Raw genomic sequence first — 3,963 nt, forward strand, 5'->3', positions numbered from 1 at the left:
GCCGACGGCTACTACTGCGGCCGCCTGGTGTACGGTGACGACTACACCGACGTCATCGACAGCCAGGGCGCCTGCACCCGCTACTGGCGTGACGCGCACGACAACATCGTCTGCATTGACGACCCGGCCGGGCACCGCACTCATTTCAGTTACGACGACCGCCACAACCTGACCAGTAAAACCAGCCCACAGGGGCGGCAGAGCCACTACCACTACCTGCCGCACAGCACACTACTGAGCCAATACATCGACGAAGCCGGGCAACAGTGGCACTACCACTACACCGAGCAGGGCAAATTGTGTGAAGTGGTCGACCCCGACGGCCACCGCTGGCAACAACAGTACGATGCGCTCGGCCAGCCTATCCAGCTCACCTTGCCCGGTGGCGAAGAGATCCGCTTCATTTATGACAGCGCCGGGCTGCTCACCACCCGCCAGCACAGCAGCGGCAGCCAGACCCACTGGGGGTACGACGCGCACAAACGCCTGACGCACCTGCTCGACCCGGCTGGGCGCCACTACCAACTGCACTACAACACGCGTGACCAAGCGGAACAGTTGGTGATGCCGAACCAAGCCGTCACCCGCTTTGAATGGCGCACCCCACAGCAACTGAGCCGGGTACACTACCCGAACCAGCACCACGCCGACTATCAGCACGACCGGCACGGCAACCTGCTGCGCTACCGCGACCCGAACGGCACCGAATGGCGGCTGGAGTACGGCGCATTTGACCTGCCAGTGGCGCGCATCGACGGCGAAGGACAGCGCTGGGTCTACCACTACGACAAGGTACACGCCCAACTGAGCGAAGTGGTCAACCCGCAAGGCGAACGTTACCGCTACCACTACAACGCCCAAGGCCAACTGATCCGCGAACAGGATTACGCCGGTGCCTGCTGGAGCTACGATTACGATCAAGACGGCCACTGCATCCGCCGCACCAACGGCGCAGGCGAAAGCACCGAATACCAGTACGACGCCTGCGGGCGCTGCATCGCCGCCGTGCGACCGGAAAAAACACTGCACTACCGCTACAGCGCCAGTGGTCAACTGCTCGGCATCGACGATATCGACGGCGCGATCCGCTACCATTACGACACCGCCCAACGGCTGATTTGTGAACAGCACCCGCAGCATGAAATTCACTACCGCTACCCGGACGCACAGTGCAAAGTGCGCGAAATCCGCCTCACCGCGCACCCGGAGATCGCCCCGCTGATCACCGAATACCGCTACAACGCGGTCGGCGAACTGCTGTCCGTGCAACTGCCGCACCACGCTGGATTGCAGTTCAGTTACGACGCGGTCGGCAATGAACTCCGCCGCCACAGCGCGCAGGGCTTCCAACTGCTGCAAGATTACGACGTGATGAACCAGCTGATCCGCCAGCGCGCCGGTAAACCGCCGCTGCGGCCACAGCACGAAACACTGCCGCTGCAAGCCAGCCTCGATCGCCACCTGCATTACGATGCTGCCGGGCAACGCGTAGCGGTCAACGACGACGGCGAAACGCACTACCGGCTAAACGGCAACGGGCAAATCGTCGCGGTACAGCACGCTGACACGCAGCATGAATATTACCGTTACGACCCGACCGGCCAGTTGCAGACGCAAGAGCTCGCCCACCACTGCACAGCGCAGGTGCAGAGCCACTACGCCGCCGGACACCGATTGTGGCGGCAAGGGGACGACCAGTTTGAACACGACGCAGCGGGACGGTTAACGCGCCAAGTGATCGACGGCCGAGGCTTCCTACCGGCGGTCTCACACTATCGCTGGGACAGCCAAAGCCAGTTGATCGGCTTTAAACACCCGTCAGGTCATACCTGGCAATACCGTTACGACGCACTGGGCAGGCGGATCGAAAAAAGCGGCGGCCGACACGGAGAGAAAACCGTCTACCTCTGGGACGGCGACACGCTGGCGCTGATCTTGGAATACCGACACGGTGAACTGATCCACCTGCGGCACTGGGTGTTCAACGGCTTCCACCTACTGGCACAACAGGATGAATGGCGCGAACCGGAACCTGAACCGGGCATCGACTGGCCGACCGTGCCTGTGCGCGGCTGGCAAACCACCTACGCGGTGACCGACCTCAACGGCTTACCGCTGTGCCTGTACAGCGAAAGCGGGCAACGGGTCTGGCGCAAACGGCCAGTCAGCCTGTGGGGTCGGCGACCCGACGTGATGCCACACCTACCGAAAGATCGGCACGACCCCCAATTACTGTTTGCTGGGCAATTGGAAGATGCAGAAAGCGGGCTTGCCTACAACCGTTTCCGCTACTACAATCCACAGACTGGCAGCTACTTAAGCCCGGATCCACTCGGCTTAGCCGGTGGCCCAAACCCAATGGCCTACGTCGCCAACCCACTGGAGTGGGTGGACCCCCTCGGCTTGGCGGGGTGTGGTGCGGGAAAAAACAGCCGTGATAATCCACTGAGTCCAATAGGCGGTACAGATAAAACTATTGGACAAGGTTATCACATTGAAACATATGCTCAAAAAACAATTAAACCAGAGGATGTTATAGACCGATGGGATGCTTTTCTTGGTCCGAAGCCACATACAAATATTCACCCTAGGACAGGGGTTCCTGATGCAAACAGAATAGTATCTGCTGATGGTAAACGTAGTATTCGTTATGGAGCTCATGAAATGAACAGCAAACCAACAAAACATCATTACCATGAAGAAACCTGGACTTATGACATAGTGAATAATGTTATGAATGTTGATAATCTTGTGGTTAGGGTGCCACTAAAAAAATGATTAATATATCTGTAACGGAATCATTTAATTCATATGTTAGATTCACATCGCCCTTAGGGTGTGGGATGGCGTTTTGGGTTGGAGAGCCACCTGTTGTTGGGGGCAATTACGATACTGAAGTGGATATAAATGATACATTTGAGTTTGACAGGAACATAGCTATTTCAAATGAGACTTCATCAAGCATAAATTTTAGGGATGAAGTAGTAACACTAGTGGCTGAGGTTATCTGCTATGAAGAAGACGGCATTCTGACAGTTTCTTTAGGTGGATGCATCATATTTTTAGAAGCATCTTTAGATTCTGCTATCGATGGGTATGTCACATTCTTTACTTCAGTGGACAAGTTTTTTTTCTATCCTGCGTAAAGTAACGCCTGGGTTAAGTCAGGCAGAGAGAGGTTTGGTCAGGTTTAACAAATTATTAGAGGTGCTATCATGACCTTTATGGATTTTTTGCTTGACCGCGCTGATAAGAAAATTTATTTCGGCATGAAATACGCGGATTTTTTTTTTGAAGATGGTAAGTCTGAATCTCGTAGTCCATCAAATGGCGTATGGTTTGTGCTTCGTTTTGGAGTTGAATATATTTTTGAAAACAATGAACTTTGTTTCATCGAGTATAACATGGATAGAATATCTCAGGTTTTTTTGAGTCAACATAAGGTGACAAGAAAATCAAGTGGTTGTGAGATTGAAAAATATCTCACAGAAATTGGTGTTGACTTCTCTATATCAAGAGAAGAAACATTGAAAATTACCACTTCTACAGGAGTTGAATTGTTTTTTGATGATAATGAACAGTTCATTAGAGCAATGAAATCAATTTATTTGGCATAACATAAGAAGAGCGATCATAATGATCGCTCTTCTTTATTAGCTGCTACTCCTTGTTGCGTCCCACGCTCTCATCGTATTTTGTCCCAAATTATTCATCATAAAATTGATGGGAAAATGAGCGGTTTTACCACATTGTCATCGAAGCCAAAAAAGTCTGTCCCCTTTTATCATCGTAGTTTGTCCCACATTGGCGTCGTATTTCTGTGGATAACGGCATAATTGCCAACTTTAAATGTAAAAAAAGGGCTTTCGCCCTGAACGCTAATTTGCTTTACTGCTCGCGTAAGCGAGCGGTTGAACATCATCTTTGCGCTGTTGGCGGTCTTAGTAAGTCTTCGTATGAACG

General features: G+C 52.7%; 3 protein-coding genes. All 3 read left to right on the forward strand.

Features of this window, described 5'->3' with window-relative positions:
* Positions 1 to 2,778 (forward strand): RHS repeat domain-containing protein (locus EOJ37_RS13675; protein WP_162473707.1); only part of this gene is annotated, 2,778 nt, incomplete at its 5' end.
* 65 nt (positions 2,779 to 2,843) lie between these two features.
* Positions 2,844 to 3,146, forward strand: coding sequence for a hypothetical protein (locus EOJ37_RS13680; protein ID WP_127960446.1), 303 nt, complete (start codon positions 2,844 to 2,846; stop codon positions 3,144 to 3,146).
* Positions 3,147 to 3,215: 69 nt separating this feature from the next.
* On the forward strand, positions 3,216 to 3,617 hold the full coding sequence (locus EOJ37_RS13685) for a hypothetical protein (protein ID WP_127960447.1): 402 nt from the start codon (positions 3,216 to 3,218) through the stop codon (positions 3,615 to 3,617).
* Positions 3,618 to 3,963 lie beyond the last annotated feature (346 nt).

The organism is Serratia microhaemolytica (assembly GCF_004011885.1).
GTDB lineage: Bacteria > Pseudomonadota > Gammaproteobacteria > Enterobacterales > Enterobacteriaceae > Serratia_G > Serratia_G microhaemolytica.

Excerpts from the sequence above, each read along its gene's own strand:
- EOJ37_RS13680 (WP_127960446.1), top strand. The coding sequence starts at position 2,844 with ATGGCGTTTTGGGTTGGAGAGCCACCTGTTGTTGGGGGCAATTACGAT.
- EOJ37_RS13685 (WP_127960447.1), top strand. The coding sequence starts at position 3,216 with ATGACCTTTATGGATTTTTTGCTTGACCGCGCTGATAAGAAAATTTAT.